This window comes from Kineosporia sp. NBRC 101731, from assembly GCF_030269305.1.
Lineage (GTDB): Bacteria > Actinomycetota > Actinomycetes > Actinomycetales > Kineosporiaceae > Kineosporia.
Genome location: NZ_BSTC01000007.1, coordinates 162,131 through 177,162, shown reverse-complemented (window position 1 = coordinate 177,162; position 15,032 = coordinate 162,131). Strand labels below are relative to the sequence as shown.

The window sequence follows — 15,032 nt, the reverse complement described above, 5'->3', positions numbered from 1 at the left end:
CAGCCCCGTCAGTCAGCTTGGGACAGCACTTCCAGCCAGGAGGCGAAATCCTCCGGGCCCTCGAAATGGGTACCGGCCACCGCCGCCACCTCCGGTGCCGTCTCGTTCCCGTGGACCACCAGCGCATACCCGCCCGCCGCGCCCACCGCCGCGAACGCCGGCAGGTCGCCCTTGTCGTCACCTGCATAGGCCACGACGTCGAGCCGCTCCTCACCGATCAGCTCGCGCAGCGACGTGCCCTTGTCCACCGGCAGGGGCGGCCGCAGTTCCTGCACCAGCTTGCCCGGCTCCTGGCCCAGCCCGGTCGAGGCGGCCACCCGGGCCACGACCTCGTTCACCAGCTGCCCCACCGTGCCCCGGTCCGCGGCGTTGCGCCAGTGCACGGCCACCGCCACGCTCTTGGACTCGATGTGGACGCCCGGCACCGGCGCCAGCTGGTCGGTCAGGAGAACCTCCGCCTCCCGCACCCGGGCGAGCCACTGCGCCACGTCGGGCCGCACGAGAGTCGAGCCCTCGACCCTGCGCTCCAGCCCGTACGACCCCAGGAGTACCAGCCCGGGGACCGGCACCCGCTCCGCCAGGAAGTCCACCGGCCGCCCGGACAGCAACGCCACCACGTCCAGCCGTTTCACCAGTCGTTCCAGCGTGGGGACGAGATCGGCCGGCAGACGACTGGCGGCCGGGTCGTCGACGATGGGCGAGAGCACCCCGTCGAAATCCATGACGATCCCGGATCGCCCGTCGCCCTTGATCAAAGATTCCACGATCCCGGCTCGGTTCTGCATGCCGCCAACATTCCACGGATATCCCAGATCAAGCAAGAACCCCGAATAACGCGACGTAAACGCACGGTGAAACCGGCGGCGTCACTGAATGCCGGGCGGACCTTTAGGTGATCTTGAAGGATTCCTTGACGGCCCCTGGGACCGGGGCTAGAGTCCGGATTGTTCTGTTACGCGGCAGTTACACCGAATGGCGCCGCCCGGCCGTGTGCACCGTCATCCACCGGCCCGCAGACAGCCCGTTTCTCGGGCGGCCGAAAAGAGCTGTTGCCAGCGGCTTCCGACGCGCCTGAGGAACTTCACGCCACCATCCACCCGCAGCCGGGTGACGGCCCCCGCGGACCTCATGACCGCTCGACCATCAAGGAGTTGCCATCACCGGGGATCCAGACGTCTGCATTGTCGGGAGCGGTGCCAGCGGAGCGACAGCAGCCCTGGCGCTAGCCGAAAAAGGTTTAAAAATAGAAATTCTCGAGGTGGGTCAAGGCGCCCACCGGCCATCGGACTACCTCGCCGCCCGCACGGTGATGGCCGGCGCCGACCACCGCAGCACCGCCACGGCGCCCGTGCTGCCGGACGCTGCCAACCCGTGGACACTACCGGCGGTCGGCGGCGGCATGACCCGCTTCGCCGGAATCTTCTTCCGCATGCGTGAGCGTGATTTCCACCGACGCCAGGAAGAACTGCCCGGAGCCGATCTGGCCCCGGAATGGCCGATTCGCTACGCCGACCTGCGGCCTTGGTACGAGCAACTCGAACAGCGCTTTGGAATTGCACGATCGGCCACCGGTGATATGAATGCGCCGCCCTCCGGTCCCCCCATTCTTCCGGCCCATGAATCATCTCCCGAAGCACATTTGTTCGAGGCGGCGGCCGGCCGGCGGAACATCTCCTGCTTCCCCACCCCCGTCGCCGTGAATTCCCGCCCGCACGGTGGGCGTCCGGCCTGTTCGTACAGCTCCGTGTGCAACGAGAAGCTCTGCCCCAGCGGCGCCCGGGCCGATGCCGTCAGCGAACTGCGCTCCTCACCCAGCGCCGGCAATGTCCGGATCACCAGCAACGCCTACGTGCGCCGTCTCCTGGTGCGCGGCGACACCACGGTGGGCGCGGAGTGGGTCGACCTGGCCACCGGAACCCTGCGGGTCACCCGGGCGAAGACCTTCCTGCTGGCCGCCGGTGCCGCGCAGAGCGCCGCCCTCCTGCTGCGCTCACCCACCCGGTGCTCACCGGGTGGACTGGGTAACGAGACCGACATGGTGGGGCGGGGCCTGTGCCTGAAGAGGAGCGGCTACGTCTGGACGCGCATGCCCACCCGGGCATCGCAGGGCCCGTCCCTGTTCTCGACCATCTGCACGACCGACTTCTACGAGCGGTTACCGTCGGGGCTGAGACCCGGCGGTCTCATCTACGAGGCCAGACTCTCCGAGCACAGCACCCCGGAATGGCGCCTGCACTGCGTCACCGGCGACACTCCCCTGCGCTCGAACCGGGTGCAGGTGGAAGGCGTCCACCGCAGCGGTCCGCTGCGCGGCGAACCGAAGATCGTCATGCAGTACCGCCCGACGCCCCAGGACGACCGGCGCCTGGGCGAACTGCTCGACGTGACCGCTTCCACCGTGCGGGAAGCCGGAGGCCAGGACGTCCGCACGACAGTGATCCCCAACGAGCGCGGCGCCGCTCATCTTCTCGGCAGTTGCCGCGCGGGCGACGACCCGGGCACGTCCGTGGTCGACCCGGGCGGCCGCGTCCACAGCTCCGACAACACCTACGTCGTGGACGGGGGCTACTTCCCCTACGCGACCGCGGTGAACCCCACCATGACGATCATGGCCAACGCCCTGCGGATCGTTGCGCCCCTGAGCCGGTAGTCACCCAGCTGTCCGGAACCGACCAACCTGCGAGGTATTCATCGTGACGTCAACGCCGACGAAGCAGACGCCCACCACCCGGAACGAACTCGACCGGGCCCTGGCCATCACCTCCTCCCGTACCTGGGACGCGGACCGGCGCATGCCCCTGGTGCCCGACCGGGGGCAGGGTGCCCATTTCTGGGACTCCGCCGGGCAGGAGTACATCGACCTCACGTCCTGTACCGGCGCCGCTCCCCTGGGCATGGGCCACGCACCGGTCCTGAACGCGGTGATCGACGAGATGCGCCGCAGTGGAGGAGTTCTCCCGGGCGTCATGAGCAGCCTGCGGACCGACGTGGCGCAGGACCTGTGCTCGGTCTTCCCGTGCGCGCAGCGCGCCCTGTTCTTCCGTACCGGTTCCTGCGCGACCAGTGGCGCGGTCCGGCTGGCCCGCGTGCACACCGGTCGCGACCTGATCCTCACCTCCGGTTTCCACGGGTGGCACGACTGGCAGTTGCAGTACAAGGGAACCCCCGACGTGGTGGGACGCGACGCCGGCGTCGTCGACTTCGGGTACGACATCGAGCGGCTGCGCACGCTGCTGGAGAGTCACCCCGGGAGGGTCGCGGCGGTCTTCGTCACGCCCGAGTCGACCTGTATGCCGCTGGCCGACCTGTTCACGATGCAAGACCTGGCCCGCTCGCACGGCGCCCTCTTCGCCCTGGACGAGGTGATGACCGGATTCCGGTTCCTGAACGGCGGCCTGCACGGCGCCCTGGGCCTGAGTCCCGACCTGATCACCGTGAGCAAGGGACTGTGCAACGGCATGGCCCTCTCCGCGGTCCTGGGTGCGCGCAGCGTCCTGGAGGCGCACGAGAAGACCTATCTGGGAAACACCTTCATGCGGGAAGTGGCTCCGTTCGCCGGCGCCCGGGTCTCCGTGGAGCTGCAGCGGGGCGGCGGGATCCAGACCATCATCGACCACGTGTCCCGCCTGGTGCCCGGCATCAACGCGGCGTTCGGCCGGCACGGCCTGGCCGCCCGGGCACTGAGCGCGGCCGGTATCTTCCACGTCCTGTTCGAGGACGACGACCTCGGGCAGCGCTTCTACACGCAACTGCGGCGGCGGGGTGTGCACGCGGAGTTCGGTGGCGCCCACCTGGTCAGCGCAGCCCTGACCCCGGACGACATCGACCAGGCCGTGCTCACGTTCGACGAGGTGGCAGCAACGTTCGCCGGCCCGTCGGCCGCAAGCATCAGCCCCGAGGCGTTCGCCCGCTTCGCCGGGGATGCCTTCCGGGTGACGCCGCCGGTCGCGGCACGGTGGTGGGAGCAACTGGGCCCGCGTCTGGACACCGCCACCACGGATGCCGGAGCCACCCTGGTCGGGAGGTCCGCGTGAACACTCCCCTCCTCCTCGGCGGCGAACACCGTTCCGGGACGACGCTCCTCAGCGTCGTACTGGACTCGCACCCGGCCCTCGACGTCGGCCCGGAACTCGATTTCGCCGAGCCCACCAACCTGGGCACGCTGGTGATCGAGACGTGCCGGTTGCTGCGGGAGGGCGACCCCCGCGTCCTGGGCCCCGGCACGGACACGAATGACCCTGCTTACTACGACGTGGCCCACTTCGTGAAACAGTGCGAGCGCTACGGCATCCCGCCGGCCACCCTGTCCGACCTCGTCGAGCAGCAGATCGCGCAGGACGGCCGGGACATCGTGGCCCTGCGCGACCGGTGCCGGCTCCTGGATCGCATCGGGAAGTTCAAGATGGCGACCACGGGCAAGCTGACCTGGGGGATCAAGCTCCAGCGCAAGATCCAGGACGTGGACCGCTACGCGCAGATCTTCCCCGGGTCCCGCTTCATCCACATCATTCGCGACGGCCGGGACGTGGCGGCGTCGCACCTGCGGACCGTGCCGGACTGGGGGTACCGGTCGATCGACGACACGGCGTACAAGTGGGCCAACCTGATCGAGGCCACCCGGTTGCGGGCTCCCGCCCAGCGGTATCACGAGATCCGGTACGAGGATCTGGTCGGCGAACCCGAGAAGGCCTGCCGGGCCCTGTGCGACTTCCTCGAGATCCCGTTCGCGAGCCAGATGCTGCAGCACCATCTCGTCGACCACACGCTGCACGCCCACGACTGGTCCCATCCGTCGTCGGAGGCGACCAAGAATCCGCTGAGTGAGGCACCCGTCGGGCGGTACCGACACGATCTCACCGCCGAGCAGATCGCGGACTTCGAGAACATCGCCTCGGGTACGCTCCGGACGCTGGGCTACGCGGTGTGACCGGGATCGATCCTACGACCAGGCCTGGAGGACTGCATTTTTCACGCTGTCATCGCCCTTCTCGACTTCCCCGGGAACACCCAGATCGCGCTGGCCGGCCTCATCATCCTCTTCTCCTCCGCGTTGCAGGCCGTGATGGGTTTCGGCTACGCGATCTTCAGCATGCCGCTGCTGACGATGATCTGGGGCCCCCAGGAGGCCGTGTGCGTCGTCATCGGTTCGGGGTTCGTCGTGGAGATCCTGGTGCTGGTGGCGAGCGGCAGCCGGCCCCGGTCGTCGCGGCGGGCCGTCCTGGAGTTGTCCCTGTGGTCGGTGCCCGGCCTCCTGCTGGGGGCGATCGCGCTGACCCGGGTGCCACAGATCCCGCTGCAGATCCTCATCGCCCTGGCGGTCGTGCTGGCCGTGCTGAACCAGCTGAGGTCCCGGTTCCCGGGCCGGTCCGTCGTCACGACCGGGGCCCCGGGCCACTGGGTGGACTCGGGCGTCGCCGCGCCGCTGGTCGGCACGGTCTCGGGGTTCCTCAGTTCGTGCACGTCGCTCGGGGCCCCGCCCGTCGTCCTGTACCTCAACGCGCGGCTGCAGGAGCCCCGGCGGGTGCGTGACACGCTCGTCATGCTGTCGGTGGCGCGGCTGCCGCTGAGCGTGGGCATCCTGCTGGTGACGAGTGCCTGGGTGCTGCCGGCCGGGCTCCCCCTGCTGTGGATCGCCGCGGGCCTGGGCTTCCTGCTGGGACGCAAGGCCTTCCAGCTGCTCAGTGCGGAGTTCTATCAGCGCGCCACGTTCGGGCTCCTGGTGGCCGCCGCGGCGATGGCGCTCGGTTCGGTGGCCTTCGGCGTGATCACCGGCTGACCGGCGGATCCACGACCCGGACCGCTCGCGACGGGAAAATCCGTTGCGTGACCGGACCCCCTTGGCCAGAGTGTGGCCATGACGTACTGACGGACATTCCCCTCCCCGGCTCCACCCTGTCCTCCGTCATGCCCTCTCGCACCTCCCCAAGGATTCCTGTGCCCGTTTCCGCACCAGACCAGGCCACCGTCACCGTCTTCGCCTCCCCGCGCAGCTGGATCGAGTCGTCGGCCGTCGACCAGTGCCACCAGGTCGCCTCCCTGCCCGGCATGGTCCACGTGGCCGGGATGCCCGACCTGCATCCGGGCAAGGGCGCGCCGATCGGCGCGGCCATGACCTCACGCGTGCTCTATCCCCATCTGGTCGGCGGTGACATCGGCTGTGGCATCGCCGTTTTCCCGCTGCATCTGCGAAAGCTCGCGCCGGAGCGACTGGCCCGGCGGTTTCCCGACCTCGACGAGGCCGTCACACCCGAGGGCGAGGTGCTGGAGGAGCTCCAGGCGATGGACGCCCTGGGCGGCCTCGACCGGATGCCGGGATTCGGCACCGTGGGCCGGGGGAACCATTTCGTCGAGCTCGCCCGCGTCGACACCGTCCAGGCCCCCGGGCACGCCGAGCGGCTGGGGATCGGGCGTGGCGACCTGGTGCTCGTCGTGCACAGCGGATCGCGCGGCATCGGGGAGCACCTCCTGCGCGCCCACACGCAGGAGCACGGGGCCGGTCCCGCCGCGGACCCGCAGGCGTACCTGGCCGCCCACGACGCCGCGGTGCGCTGGGGGCAGCTGAACCGGCGAACGATCGCCGCCCGGGTGGCCACGGCGATCGGGGCCCGCGTAGCCGACCCGGTCGTCGATCTGTGCCACAACCAGGTCGAGATCCGCGACGGCGTCTATCTGCACCGTAAGGGAGCGGCCCCCGGCGACGACCGCGACGTCCTGGTCGCCGGCACCCGCGGCACTCCGTCCGCCCTGGTGGCCGCACACTCCCCGGCGGCCGCCAACTTCTCGGTGGCCCACGGGGCCGGGCGCAAGATGTCCCGCTCCGACGCCCTGCGCCGCAACCAGGCCAAGCACACTGTGGCCGAATTGCGGCGCACGCCGGTAGGTTCCATCGTGATCTGCGGCGACCGGCAGTTACTGTTCGAAGAAGCGCCCTCCGCCTACAAGCGCATCGAGCAGGTGGTCGACGACCTGGTCACCCATCACCTGGCCACACCGGTGGCCACCACGGTCCCGATCATCACCTACAAGACGCAAGACCTCTCCGACGGGCGGCGCCGGCGATGAGGCCCACCGTCGCCTGCTGCTCTCGGCCGCCGTAGAGGGGCTCACCGCACCGCCAGGACGGCCGCGGCGAGCGCGATCGTGGCGGTCAGGGCCCGCGCCCGGTCGATCCACAGCAGGCGCCTGACGGCTTCGTGGTCGTGCCCCGTCCCCAGCCGGCCGTGGACCCGGGCCGCGCAGGCCGTGACCCCGAAGGTGGCGGCCACGGCGCCCAGGGCCACGCACGTCCAACCGCCCGGGCCGGACAGCAGGGCCCAGCCGCCGGCCAGGACGAGGGTCCCGTACATCACGATGACGAGGGGGACCACGGCCCGCGAGTGGGCCTCATGAGCGGGTGCCCATTCCTGAGCGGGCACCCGCGCCAGGGCCGGGTAGACGAGCGCCGTGACGGTGACCTGGAAGCCGAGGTGAGCGGCGGTGGCCGCCAGGAGAAGCGTATCGACAGTGGTCACCACCCGAGCGAAGCACGCCGGTCCGGACGGCGCACCTGGGGCCCTACCTCGCCGCCAGGCCGGCCGGGATGCCGTGGCACCCCGACCGGCCCCGACCGGCCGGATCCGAACTACATCAGAACTGCTTCTCCTTGTTGCAGGTCACCAGCTGGTTCACGCAGCTCTTGACCAGGTCGGCCATGGTCTTGGTGTCCCAGGCGAAGAACCCGTCGAAGTGCATGGACGAGGCCATTCCGCTGGCCAGCTCGAACCCGGCCTGGGTACCTTCGGTGTCGTAGTTGACGACGAAGGTGACGGCCGGGATCCGGACCGGGAACGCGGCCGGGCAGGTGCCCTGCGCACCGTAGGCGACGTGCGACTTGTGGTCCGGGCTGTCCAGGTTCTTGCCGTCCCAGCAGTCCGGGAACCGCTGCAGGAAGTGCAGCGAGCCGTTGTCCTGGCAGACGGGCCAGTTGCCGTCGTCGCTGCGGGCCACGCCGTCGGCCGGGCCACCGGCGCACCAGAACTGGTTCACCGTGCCGACCGGGGTGGCCTCCTGCTTCTTTGCATCCCCCACGACCATCCGCATGCCGTTCGGCATCGGCACCGTCTTGGTCTTGTCCTCCAGCAGCGAACCGTAGTAAACGATCAGCTCTTTCGGTTCCACCTTCTGGCCGGTGCTCTTGTCGGTCAGTGACGGCATCCAGTAGGCCGAGTGGTCTTCGGTCGGCCGGCAGGTCGTGGACGTGAACTTCATCAGGTCCTCGGTGGTGCTGTTCGCGTCGGTGCTCTCGTTGCCGAAGAACGAGTGCAGGTGCGACTTCCCGGTCTGGCCGGGGAACACGATCGGGTCGTTGTTGCCCGAGTGGCTGTACGTGCAGGTGGCGTTGAACTCGGGGTTCTTCTTCGCGGTGGCCGGCGGGGTGCGCGGCGTCAGTGCCTCGAACTCCTCGAGCTGGGCCTTCCAGGCCGCCGCATCCACCGGGATCCAGTCACCGGCGGGCATCGTCATGGTGGCGCCGGGGGTCATCGTGTGGTCCGGCGTGCTGGTGTCGGTGGGGGTGCTCGTGCTGGTCGGGCTGGTCGGGGCGGTCGGGGCCGGGGTGCTACTCGGCGTGGCACTGGGGCCTGGGGTCGGCGTACTGCCGTGCCGCCGCTTCTTCGTGGCCGGCTTTCCCAGTGTGCTGGCGTATTTCGCCGCCTGCGCCGTGGTCATCTCCAGCTCGTCATCACCCGCGGAACCGGCGACCGGCTGCACCGTGCTGCCGTGGTGGCTGCCCTGGGGCAGGTTGGCGGAGTTACCCGGGACCGCGCCGAACGCGATCGCCGCGCCCACCCCCAGGATCGAGGCCGTCGCCAGCGCAATGGCCGGGCGCAGCAGCCGGGGACGTCGTCGCGACACGTGATGCTCCTTCTCGTGGTCAGGGAACTCGAGTGGTCCGACCCAACCGCGAGCCTGTGAATCACCTGTAGGCCCAAAGTCCTAGACCTGGGTCCCGCCCTGGGTCCCCGGCCCCTGCGCGCCCCGGGCCAGCGCAGCCAGGCGGGCGGCCGCCGCGGTCAGTGTGCGCCCCCGAGCCGTCGCCACGCTGACGTACATCTGGAAGTCGGCGTCCTCCACCTCGATCCAGTGCAGCGAGGGGTCTTTCTCGACCAGGTACCGGGGCAGGAAACCCGCGCCGAGGCCGTTGCGCACCAGTGCCGCGGTGTCATGGGTGTCGGAGGCCTCGATGAACACGTCCCGCCGCAGCCCCCGGCGCCGGAACTCGGCGTCGACGAGGGTGCGGTTGGCAAACCCCTGGCGGAAGTCCACGAACCGCAGCGGGGCGGCCTCGGCCAGGGTGATCGTTTCCCGGCCGGCCAGGGGATGATCCAGCGCCACCGTCAGCCCCAGGTCCGAGCTGGCCAGCACATCGATCTGCAGGTCGGGATAGTCCTCGGGGCGCGCCGCCATGAACGCCACGTCGATGTCACCCACCCGCAGGCTCTCGGACAACCCCGCGGTGCCGGAGGGGGCCGGAGCCAGGCGCATCGTGACATTCGGGTGCTCGTGGGTGAAACGGCCCAGCAGACGCGGCACGTCGAACAGGGTCACGTTCGTCATGTAGCCGATCCGGATCGAGCCGGTCAGGCCACCGCCCACCGCGTCGACCGCGTCCCGGGCGACCTGGAAGGCGTCCAGGATCCAGGACGCGTGCGGCAGCAGGGCGCGCCCGGCGGCGGTCAGGCGCACCTGCCGGGTGGTGCGGTCGAACAGGCGCTCCCCCAGATCCGATTCCAGGGCCGCGATGGTGGCCGACACCGCCGACTGCACCAGATGCAGATCAGCGGCGGCCCGGGTGAAACCACCCGCCCGGGCGACGGCGACGAAGACCTCGAGCTGACGGCTGTCCACGACTCATCACTATGCCAGATCAATTCGATCGGATTTCATCGTTGGACGGGATAACTGCAGGTGAGTCAGGCTCATGCCATGTCAACCGCCACGCTCTCGGCCCCGGCCCCGGCCCGTCGTGAGGTCAGCCACGGCGCCGGTTTCTGGATCGCCGCAGCCTCGTTCCTGATCGTCATGGCCTACAACACCGTGCCCACCCCCCTGTGGTCGATCTACCAGCGCCGCGACGGCTTCTCCACGTTCGCCATCACGATCGCCTTCGCCGCCTACGCCGTCGGCGTGGTGATCGCCCTGTTCCTGGCCGGTCACCTCGGCGACGTCCACGGCCGCCGCCGGATCCTGCTGCCGGCCATCGCGCTGCAGATCGTCTCGGCCGTGGTCTTCATCGCCTGGCCCGAGCTGCCCGGCCTGATCGCCGCCCGGGTCATCGCCGGGTTCGGCGTCGGCATGCTCACCGCGACCATCACCGCCCACATCCTCGAACTGCACCTGACCTCGCGCCCGGGCGCCGACCCGGTGCGCGGGCAGATCGTCGCCGGCATGGCCAACCTCGGCGGCTTCGGCATCGGGGCCCTGGTCTCGGGCATCCTGGCCGAAGGGGTGGGTTCGCCGCTGGTGACCCCGTACGTCGTGTTCCTGGTGCTCCTGGTCCTGGCCTTCGCCGGTATCGCGCTCGTCCCCGAGACCGCCACCCGTCCGCAGCAGCGTCCCGCCTACCGGCCCCAGCGCGTCAGCGTGCCGCACGCCGCCCGGGGCCGGTTCTTCCTGGCCGGCGGCATCGCCTTCTCCGCCTTCTCGGTGCTGGGCCTGTTCACCTCGCTGGCCCCGGTCTTCGTCGCCGGCCAGCTGCACATCACCTCCCGCGCCACCGCCGGCCTGGTGGTGTTCGTGACCTTCGCCGCCGCCGCGATCTCCCAGATCGCCGTGCGCCCTCTGAGCGTGCCGGCCCGGATCGCTGTCGGCACCGTCCTGCTCGTCGCCGGGATCGCCGTCCTCGCTGTAGTCGTGGAGACCGTCGGAGCCCTGGGCTGGTTCTTCCTGGGCGGCGTCGTCAGCGGTGCGGGCGCCGGTCCGCTCTTCGCCGCCGCCCTGGCCGTGGCCGGGTCCCTGTCCGCACCCGCGCAACGCGGCGAGGTCCTGGCGGGCATCTTCCTGATCGGCTACATCGGGCTCACCCTGCCGGTGGTCGGCATCGGTGTCGCCACCCTGTCGATCAGCCTGGCCAGTGCCCTGGTCGGTTTCGCCGTGGTCATCATCGCGATCGCCCTCCTCACCGCCGTGCCGCTGCTGGCTGCGCTGCGGCGGGCAAAGGGCTGAGGGGTAAGAACAGGGCCTCCCTCAGAGCCGGGCTGGACGCGCACCCCCGATCCGGCGGTCATAGCCTCGGGGCGAGTGGTAGACCACCCATGCTCTGGAGAAAGGCATTTCATGACCACCTGGCTGATCACCGGCTGCTCGACCGGCCTCGGCCGCGCCTTCGCCGAGGCTGTGCTGGCACGGGGCCACCATGTCGTCGTCACCGCGCGGGACGTCTCCCGGGTCCAGGACCTGGCCGATGCCCATCCGGACACCGCCCTCGCCCTGCCGCTGGACGTCACCGACCAGGAGCAGGTGTCCGCCGCCGTGATGGCGGCGCAGGAGCGGTTCGGGGCGATCGATGTCCTGGTCAACAACGCCGGGTACGGCTACCGAGCCGCGGTCGAGGAGGGCGAGGACGACGCCGTCCAGCGACTCTTCGAGACCCACGTGTTCGGGACCACCCGCCTGGTCAAGGCGGTCCTGCCGGGCATGCGGGAGCGTCGCTCGGGCACGATCGTGAACATCTCCTCGATCGGGGCCCGCGTCTCCCCGGAGGGCTCCGGTTACTACGCGGCGGTGAAGGCCGCCGTCGAGGCCCTCACCTTGTCGCTGCGCAAAGAGGTGGCGTCGCTGGGGATCGCCGCGATGGTCGTGGAGCCCGGAGGCTTCCGCACCGACTTCGCCGGTCGTTCCCTGACCCAGGCGGCCGTACCGATCGCCGACTACGCCGACACGGCGGGCCGGCGCCGCAAGGAGCACGACACGGTGCACGGCACCCAGAAGGGCGATCCGGCCAGGGCTGCGGCCGCGCTCATCGAGGCCGTGGAATCGAAGGAGCCGCCCTTCATGCTGCTGCTGGGCAACGACTCCTCGGACGAGTTCCGGAAGGCTCTGGACGCCCTGCGCACCGAGGTCGACGCCTGGGAGAAGCTCAGCCGGAGCACCGACTTCGACGAGTGACGCCACCCCTTGTTCGTGATCATGCCGACCTTCCCCGGGGAGGGTTCGCCTGATCACGAACAAAGGTGGGTCACCGCGCTAGTCGGAGGTGTCCCGGCGTAAGCGTTTGACGTTGCCGCGGCGCTTCTTCTGGGCGATCCGGCGTTCCTGGGAACCCCGGGTGGCCTTGGTGGCGCGCCGCGCCCGCGCCGGTGGGGCGAGCGCGGCCGCCACGATCTGCGCCAGTCGCTGTTCGGCGGTCTCGCGGTTCTGGAGCTGCGAGCGCTGCTCGGACGAGGTGACCTGCAGAACCCCGTCCACGAGGCGCGAGCTCAGACGACCGAGCAGTCGTTCGCGTTGTTCGGGTGTGAGTACCCCACTGGCAGCCGCGTCCCAGCGCACCTGGACGCGGCTGTCAGTGGTGTTCACACTCTGGCCGCCCGGCCCTGAGGAGCGGGAGAAACGCCAGGTCAGTTCGTTCTCCGGGATCGTCACGGTCGCGTTCACCCGCAGGGGCCCGGCCATGTCGTTATTCCGCCGGCTCGCTCAGGGGATCGTCGAGCGGTACCGCCAGGGGGTCGTCCACCGGTTCGTCCCCGGCTGTGTCCAGGAAATCCTCCAGCGGCCCGGCATCGGGCTGCAGGGCCTGGCTGAGCTCGTCGGCCAGCAGGGCGACGAGCATGTCGAGCTGGACGTCGGACGAGGACGAGACCTCGGTGTCGGATCCGTCCAGGGCCCGGGCGGCCAGTCCGGCCTTGCTGTCGATGAGCTCGGCGATGCGGGCGTCGATGGTCTGGGCCGCGATGACCCGCCAGGCGGTGACCGGCTCGGTCTGACCGATGCGGTGGCTGCGGTCGATCGCCTGGGTCTGCTCGGCGTCGGTCCAGGACAGCTCGGCCAGGACGATGTTCGAGGCCACCTGGAGGTTCAGCCCGACGCCGGCGGCGGTCAGGGAGCAGACCGCGACGGCGACGCTGGGGTCGTTGACGAAGGCGTCGATGTTCTTCTGCCGCAGTGAGGGGGTCTGGTCGCCGCGGATGGACGCGAACCGTACGCCCTGCCGGGTGAAGGTCTCCTCGGCGGTGTCCATGACGTCGACGTGCTTGGCGAAGAAGACGACCTTGCCGGCGCTGCGGGCGAGCTGGCCCGCGTAGTCGGCGGCCAGCCCGGCCTTGGCCTGGCCGATGCGGCGCATCATGCTGAAGACGTTCTCGCCGGTCTTGGTGGCTGTGTCTTTCAGCTCGGCCCGGGCCACCCGGCGCGCCAGTTCCAGATCGATCCCGTCGGCGGAGTTGGTGGACGAACGGCTCGCCAGAGCGCTCTGATAGCGCTCGACCATGCGCCGCGCCAGGTCGCGCTCGGCCGCGCGGACCGATCGGCCGGCGGCGCCCTCCAGCTCGACCGGGAGGTCGGCGACGCGGCGGGCGGGGATGTCGGCGGCCACGTCGACCTTGCGGCGCCGCACGATGCCGCTGTCGATGACGCACTGCCGCGCGGCGCGGTAGAAGCCCGGGTCGGCGGGGTTGAGGCCGGTCTCCTCCAGGGAGTCCATCAGCTTCCCGAGCGGCTTCTTGTCGTCGATCCAGCCGAGGAACTGCCAGATCGCCCGGAAGTCGTCGATGTCGTTGATCAGTGGTGTGCCGGTCAGGGCCATCAGCAGCGGCTGCGCCGAGCGGGCGCGCAGGCGCTCGGACAGGCGCAGCACGTTCTGCGAGCGCTGGGAGGTCTTGTTCTTGATGAAGTGGGCCTCGTCGACGACCATGCCGCCCAGGCCGAAGTCGCTCAGCCAGCCCACGTGCCGGTCGAGGACCTCGTAGTTGACCACGACGATGTCGGCGAACCCGTCGACCGCGTCGCCGTTACCCTGAACCACGGTGACGGGGCGGTGCGGTGTCCAGCGGCGGGCCTCGCGGGCCCAGTTGGTCTTGACCACGTTGGGCACGACCACGAGCAGCGGGTACGCGTTGGCGGCCTCGGCGGCCAGCAGCGCCTGGGCGGTCTTGCCCAGGCCGGGCTCGTCGGCCAGCAGGAAGGTGCGGTGCCCGGCGGCGGCCGCGGCGACCAGTTCACGCTGGTGCGGCATGAGCTGGGCGCTCATCGGCCGGCGGGAGACCGTCCCGGTCGGGAGCTTCATGCAGGCGGGGGCTCCGCTGTCGGCGCGTTCGAACGAGTCCAGCAGCGGGCCGAGCAGTTCCCATCCGGCCAGCCGGTGCCGGGGGGTCGGGGCCGGCCGGGCCGCCGAGAAGTCGGGGACCAGGAACGGGTTGGCCATCTGCCGGGAGACCACCGAGCGCGGGATCACGCGGCTCTCCGCGGGGGCGGGCGCCGTCGGGGTCTCGGAGGGGGTGGCCGCCCGGGGCTCGGTCTCGGGCTCCGGTTCCAGGCCCGCGGCCTGCTGCATCTCCCGCTTGAGCGACCGGGCCGCGTCGGACAGCGGCGTGTCCTCGGTGAGGAAGGACATCAGCCCGGTGTCCTGGACGGCGGTCGTCGCCAGGACGGTCGCGAGCCCGTCGAGACGTTTGAGCTGTTCGGCCGTGCGGGCACCGCTGGAGGAGGTGTCGGCCCGCAGGCGGGCGCGTTCCTCCCGCAGCAGCGCGGCGACGGCCTGGAACTTGGCCCGTAGGGCAGGGGTCAGGCGGCCGCGGCGGGCGGCGTCCTGGATCTCCCGCATCGCGGCGGCGAGCACCGCGATGACATCTTGGCGCTGACGAACCCGCCGCTGGTTCTGCGGCGCAGGACGGCGATGACCTGCTCCACGCTGGCCTGGTCGGGCCACAGACTCCTCCTCCACATCCGCCCGGGAAGGGCGTACAACTCCGGCACGGCCACCCGGGTGGTGTATCGCCCGGGTGCCGTCCGGTTCTTCAGGCCCGCCACGAGACATCCGGGACGGGAGCTACGGTGCTCCG

13 protein-coding genes and 1 pseudogene are annotated in these 15,032 nt (G+C 70.3%); 8 read left to right on the top strand and 6 right to left on the bottom strand.

Annotated features, from left to right (window positions below; all coding sequences use genetic code 11):
• Positions 1–8 precede the first annotated feature (8 nt).
• Positions 9–785, bottom strand: a complete 777-nt coding sequence (gene otsB / locus QSK05_RS20845; protein ID WP_285598941.1) for a trehalose-phosphatase — start codon at positions 783–785, stop codon at positions 9–11.
• A gap of 371 nt (positions 786–1,156) precedes the next feature.
• On the opposite strand from otsB, the pseudogene QSK05_RS36400 reads away from it, so the two are divergent.
• The 6 genes and pseudogenes from QSK05_RS36400 to QSK05_RS20820 all read left to right on the top strand — a co-directional run.
• Positions 1,157–1,258, top strand: a pseudogene (locus QSK05_RS36400) (FAD-dependent oxidoreductase); the annotation flags it as partial.
• On the top strand, positions 1,259–2,650 hold the full coding sequence (locus tag QSK05_RS20840) for a GMC oxidoreductase (RefSeq protein ID WP_352302020.1): 1,392 nt from the start codon (positions 1,259–1,261) through the stop codon (positions 2,648–2,650).
• A 43-nt stretch (positions 2,651–2,693) separates the two neighbouring features.
• The gene (locus tag QSK05_RS20835) at positions 2,694–4,034 is read left to right on the top strand and encodes an aminotransferase class III-fold pyridoxal phosphate-dependent enzyme (RefSeq protein ID WP_285598940.1); all 1,341 of its coding nucleotides are present in this window, start codon (positions 2,694–2,696) and stop codon (positions 4,032–4,034) included.
• Entirely contained in the window at positions 4,031–4,927 is an 897-nt protein-coding gene (locus tag QSK05_RS20830) for a sulfotransferase family protein (RefSeq protein ID WP_285598939.1), read from the top strand. Before QSK05_RS20835 ends, QSK05_RS20830 begins: the two co-directional genes overlap by 4 nt.
• Positions 4,928–4,936: 9 nt before the next feature.
• Positions 4,937–5,776, top strand: coding sequence for a sulfite exporter TauE/SafE family protein (locus QSK05_RS20825; protein WP_352302112.1), 840 nt, complete (start codon positions 4,937–4,939; stop codon positions 5,774–5,776).
• Positions 5,777–5,904: 128 nt separating this feature from the next.
• Entirely contained in the window at positions 5,905–7,062 is a 1,158-nt protein-coding gene (locus tag QSK05_RS20820; protein ID WP_352302017.1) for an RNA ligase RtcB family protein, read from the top strand.
• Positions 7,063–7,103: 41 nt separating this feature from the next.
• On the opposite strand, the gene QSK05_RS20815 is transcribed toward QSK05_RS20820, so the two are convergent.
• The 3 genes from QSK05_RS20815 to QSK05_RS20805 form a co-directional block, all read right to left on the bottom strand.
• Complete coding sequence (locus tag QSK05_RS20815; RefSeq protein ID WP_285598937.1) at positions 7,104–7,511, bottom strand: hypothetical protein; 408 nt, start codon at positions 7,509–7,511, stop codon at positions 7,104–7,106.
• A 115-nt stretch (positions 7,512–7,626) separates the two neighbouring features.
• Complete coding sequence (locus QSK05_RS20810; RefSeq protein WP_285598936.1) at positions 7,627–8,892, bottom strand: DUF1996 domain-containing protein; 1,266 nt, start codon at positions 8,890–8,892, stop codon at positions 7,627–7,629.
• A gap of 81 nt (positions 8,893–8,973) precedes the next feature.
• Positions 8,974–9,885: a LysR family transcriptional regulator gene (locus QSK05_RS20805; RefSeq protein ID WP_285598935.1), complete on the bottom strand. Its 912-nt coding sequence runs from the start codon at positions 9,883–9,885 to the stop codon at positions 8,974–8,976.
• A gap of 78 nt (positions 9,886–9,963) precedes the next feature.
• Here QSK05_RS20805 and QSK05_RS20800 point away from each other — a divergent pair, with 78 nt between their 5' ends.
• Together QSK05_RS20800 and QSK05_RS20795 are read left to right on the top strand one after the other, a co-directional pair.
• Positions 9,964–11,202 (top strand): MFS transporter, encoded by a 1,239-nt coding sequence (locus tag QSK05_RS20800; RefSeq protein ID WP_285598934.1) that lies wholly within the window; start codon positions 9,964–9,966, stop codon positions 11,200–11,202.
• A gap of 111 nt (positions 11,203–11,313) precedes the next feature.
• Positions 11,314–12,144 carry an oxidoreductase gene (locus tag QSK05_RS20795; RefSeq protein ID WP_285598933.1) on the top strand — a complete coding sequence of 277 codons (831 nt, stop codon included), beginning with the start codon at positions 11,314–11,316 and terminating at the stop codon, positions 12,142–12,144.
• 78 nt (positions 12,145–12,222) lie between these two features.
• On the opposite strand, the gene arfB is transcribed toward QSK05_RS20795, so the two are convergent.
• Both arfB and QSK05_RS20785 read right to left on the bottom strand, forming a co-directional pair.
• Entirely contained in the window at positions 12,223–12,648 is a 426-nt protein-coding gene (arfB, locus tag QSK05_RS20790) for an alternative ribosome rescue aminoacyl-tRNA hydrolase ArfB (protein ID WP_285598932.1), read from the bottom strand.
• Positions 12,649–12,652: 4 nt separating this feature from the next.
• The gene (locus QSK05_RS20785) at positions 12,653–14,899 is read right to left on the bottom strand and encodes a DEAD/DEAH box helicase (RefSeq protein ID WP_285598931.1); all 2,247 of its coding nucleotides are present in this window, start codon (positions 14,897–14,899) and stop codon (positions 12,653–12,655) included.
• Positions 14,900–15,032 lie beyond the last annotated feature (133 nt).